Origin of the sequence: Halobacillus sp. BBL2006 (assembly GCF_000786645.1) — a bacterium.
Taxonomy (GTDB): Bacteria; Bacillota; Bacilli; order Bacillales; family Halobacillaceae; genus Halobacillus.
Window position 1 is genome coordinate 1 of record NZ_JRNX01000638.1, and the last position, 3,533, is coordinate 3,533.

4 protein-coding genes and 1 pseudogene are annotated in these 3,533 nt (G+C 40.2%); 1 reads left to right on the forward strand and 4 read right to left on the reverse strand.

The window, feature by feature from the left end; all coding sequences use genetic code 11:
- A partial coding sequence (locus LD39_RS17385) for a bifunctional oligoribonuclease/PAP phosphatase NrnA (protein ID WP_035550655.1) occupies positions 1–636 on the reverse strand: 636 nt, incomplete at its 3' end.
- A gap of 128 nt (positions 637–764) precedes the next feature.
- Here LD39_RS17385 and LD39_RS17390 point away from each other — a divergent pair.
- Complete coding sequence (locus LD39_RS17390; protein WP_035550658.1) at positions 765–1,061, forward strand: YtpI family protein; 297 nt, start codon at positions 765–767, stop codon at positions 1,059–1,061.
- Between the two features lie 42 nt (positions 1,062–1,103).
- Here LD39_RS17390 and LD39_RS17395 read toward each other — a convergent pair whose 3' ends face one another.
- The 3 genes and pseudogenes from LD39_RS17395 to LD39_RS17405 all read right to left on the reverse strand — a co-directional run.
- Positions 1,104–2,417 carry a CBS domain-containing protein gene (locus LD39_RS17395; protein ID WP_035550667.1) on the reverse strand — a complete coding sequence of 438 codons (1,314 nt, stop codon included), beginning with the start codon at positions 2,415–2,417 and terminating at the stop codon, positions 1,104–1,106.
- Between the two features lie 146 nt (positions 2,418–2,563).
- The gene (locus LD39_RS17400; RefSeq protein ID WP_035550661.1) at positions 2,564–3,244 is read right to left on the reverse strand and encodes a metal-dependent hydrolase; all 681 of its coding nucleotides are present in this window, start codon (positions 3,242–3,244) and stop codon (positions 2,564–2,566) included.
- Positions 3,245–3,277: 33 nt separating this feature from the next.
- Positions 3,278–3,533: pseudogene (locus tag LD39_RS17405) on the reverse strand (spermidine synthase); the annotation flags it as partial.

Sequence of the window (3,533 nt, forward strand, 5' to 3'; positions counted from 1 at the left end):
ATTGACCGTGAAATTTTGCAGAATATACCCTTTTAACTTAGCTACATGTAGAGGTGTCTTATACATTTCGTTGTATAACTCTCGACGATCAAAGCTAAAATTAACGAGTTCCGCTGCATAAGAAAGTGTTTTTTCTGTCGTACTGGGAAATAGAAAGCGACCAGTATCCCCGACTATTCCTGCATAGATGAGACGGGCTGCTTTTTTGTTCATGGAAAATCCTTCATTTCTATTTTGAAGATAAAGTTGATAAATCATCTCACACGTAGAGCTTGATGTTGTATCCACCCACTGAATGTCTCCATAACAATCAACCTCTGGATGGTGATCGATTTTTATCAGTTTATCTCCTTTCTCATATCGCTGATCATCAATTCTTGCCTGATTCGCCGTATCGCAAACGATAACAAGTGCTCCCTTATAGGCTTCATCTGGAATCCGGTTCATTGTCGAAAGGAAATCGAGAGAAGGTTCTCCTTCCCCCGTAATATAGACCTGTTTGTCAGGGAAGCTTCCTTTTATCATTTCGGCTAGTCCGGCCTGCGATCCATAAGCATCAGGATCGGGACGAACATGACGATGAATAATTATAGTTGAATAGTCTTTAATGGATTGAGCAATTGATTCGATGCACATAACAAAACCCTTCCTTTTTTACTCATTGTTCCTTCATTAAACCATAGATTTAGATGTACAGGTAGCCATTTATATGAAAACAAGCTACAATAAGATAGAAAAAAATTTACTGCAGGAGTCGATACCACGTGATTATTTTCCCTATCCTTATCGTTATTTCCTTTGTACTTTACCTTTATTACAAAGTGATGATTGTTCGGACCCGTGATCCATTAACTCAAGAATATCTAAATAGCAAATCCAAATTGTTTCTTGGCAGCTTTGTCCTGTTTTTTGGAATCAATCAATATATGTTTTACCAGACGAGACTATCCTTGTTCATAGGTATTGTATTTATAGCCCTGGGAATCTTCCAAGCGCAGTCGGGATGGAAAGCTAGTAAACACTACCGTAAGGAATATCAGAAGCATCAGACTCAATCCTAAATCAAAAGTCGCTGCACACAGAGTGCAGCGACTTTTTCTATTCTATCGATCGATCAACTGCGCCATCAACAGAGCTTTTCCAACGATACCTCCGTCATGATGTACCTCGACATCTACTTTGGCAAATTTGCGTCCAACTTCAAGAATTTGGGGTTTAATAACAATTTCGCTTTCGATTTGAACGGGCTTGATGAAGTAAACAGATATGTTTTCTACAACAAGGTCTCCCTTTTTATATTTTCGGAGCAGCCCGCTTGAAGATTCTGTGATCAAGGATACAAAAACTCCATAAGACATAGTCCCCAGCTGATTTGTCATCTGAGGCGTCACTTTCGTTTTTAATACGTGGGATTGATCATCCGTTTCTACAACTTCTAACTGATTTGTCGCCAAGTCATCAATGGTTTCCCCTACCTGCGGCTGACGCTGGATATGCTGCAAAGCCTTAAGCACATCCTGCCTCGATATAATGCCTTGGAGTTTATGAGAAGGGTCGACAACTGGCATCAGTTCAATGCCTTCCCAAACCATCACGTGTGCTGCGTTTGCCAAAGAGGTCTTCGTATGAACAGTCATCGGGTTTTTAGTCATGACCTTGTCAATTTTTAGAGATCTGTCTTTCCCAATGACATCTCTGGATGTAACAATACCCATAACCCGGTTCTGTTTATCAACAACCGGATAGCGGCTATGATTGGTCTCTTTATTGACGTCATGCCAGCGCTCTACACTGTCCGTGACCTTTAAAAATTCTGTATGATCTAACGCGGTATAGATATCATCGACGAGTACAATTTCCTTTTTAATCAATTGATCATAAATCGCACGATTGATCATTGTAGCGACCGTAAATGTATCGTAACTTGTTGATATAACAGGAAGCTCCTTTTCATCCGCTAACTTTTTGACCGTATCACTCGTATCAAAACCACCCGTAATCAGAACTGCTGCTCCTGCTTTGACAGCTAATTCATGAGCATTTGTCCGGTTCCCTACGATAAGAAGAGAACCTGCTTCTGTGTAACGCATCATCGCTTCTAATTTCATGGCGCCGATAACGAACTTATTAAGCGTCTTGTAAAGTCCTTCTCTTCCTCCTAGAACTTGTCCGTCCACAATATTGATTATTTCTGCAAATGTTAATCGTTCGATATTCTCTTTCTTCTTTTTCTCTATCCTAATGGTACCAACACGTTCCATTGTGCTTACAAGGTCTTGGTTTTCCGCTTCTTTAATTGCCCGATAAGCTGTCCCTTCACTGACGTTGAGCGCTTTTGCAATACTACGCACTGAGATTTTACTTCCGACAGAGAGCGATTCAATATGTTCTAAAATTTGTTCATGTTTTGTAGCCATCCGCTCACCAAACTTTCTAACTGTACTAATCTTATTGCTATTATACAACTGATACAGTTTCTCTGCAATTTCTTCCAACAAAGCATTGGATAAGAATAAAAAAAAGCCCCCTGTCTATTAAAGACAGAAGGCTAATCCCTTTAAATTCATAGTTCGAGAGTATCTCCAGGTTCCATAACTACACCTTTACCAGGTTTTACTTTGCTCGCAAAACCTTTGCCATCCTGATTGATTAAATCAAAAGTGTTGTAATGAACAGGAACGACCTGTTTAGCTTTCAACCATTCAGCTGCGACAAGTGCATCCTCTGGTCCCATAGTGAAGTTGTCACCGATTGGCAAGAACGCCAAGTCAATGTCATTCCTTTCACCAATAAGCTTCATATCTGAGAACAATCCTGTATCCCCAGCATGATAAATGGTCTTTCCATCAATGGTTAAAAGAATTCCGGTAGGCATCCCTGTATAGACGATTGTACCGTCATCCTCGGTATAGGCGGAGCCGTGAAATGCCTGTGTGAATTTCACATGGCCAAAATCAAATTCATGCCCTCCACCGATATGCATCGGATGAGCATTCAGATCCTTGTTTCCTAAATAGGTTGCTAACTCGTAAGGGGCAACAATTTGCGAATCATTGCGTGCTGCGATATCGAAGGTATCCCCTACGTGATCATTGTGACCATGAGTAAGTAAAATGACGTCTGCATTCACTTCGTCCGCATTCAAATCCGTGTTTCCATTTCCAGATATGAACGGATCGAACAAAATGGTTTTTCCATTTGCTTCAACTTTTACAACTGAATGTCCATGATAAGATACTTTCACATTTAACACTCCTTTTAAGGATTCCACACTCATCTAATAATTCTGCCATGCCCTTTCGTACTTCTGAATAAGATGAGGATCGATTAGTGTGTTCGGCTTAAGTGAAATGATTTCACCTTCAGTGTTTACGATTTCCCTGTCTTCATCTTTTCCAAACACTGTCATCGACTGCAATACTTTTTTTGTTAAAAATTTTGTATCCACATCTATAGTTATTTCATCCAATTTTATAGGCTTCCTGCTTGCCATCACAAAGCCCCAGTTCCCGAAGCTTGGAATATCTACATGG

Coding starts and splice junctions, on each gene's coding strand:
- LD39_RS17395 (WP_035550667.1), bottom strand. CDS start 2,417: ATGGCTACAAAACATGAACAAATTTTAGAACATATTGAATCGCTCTCT.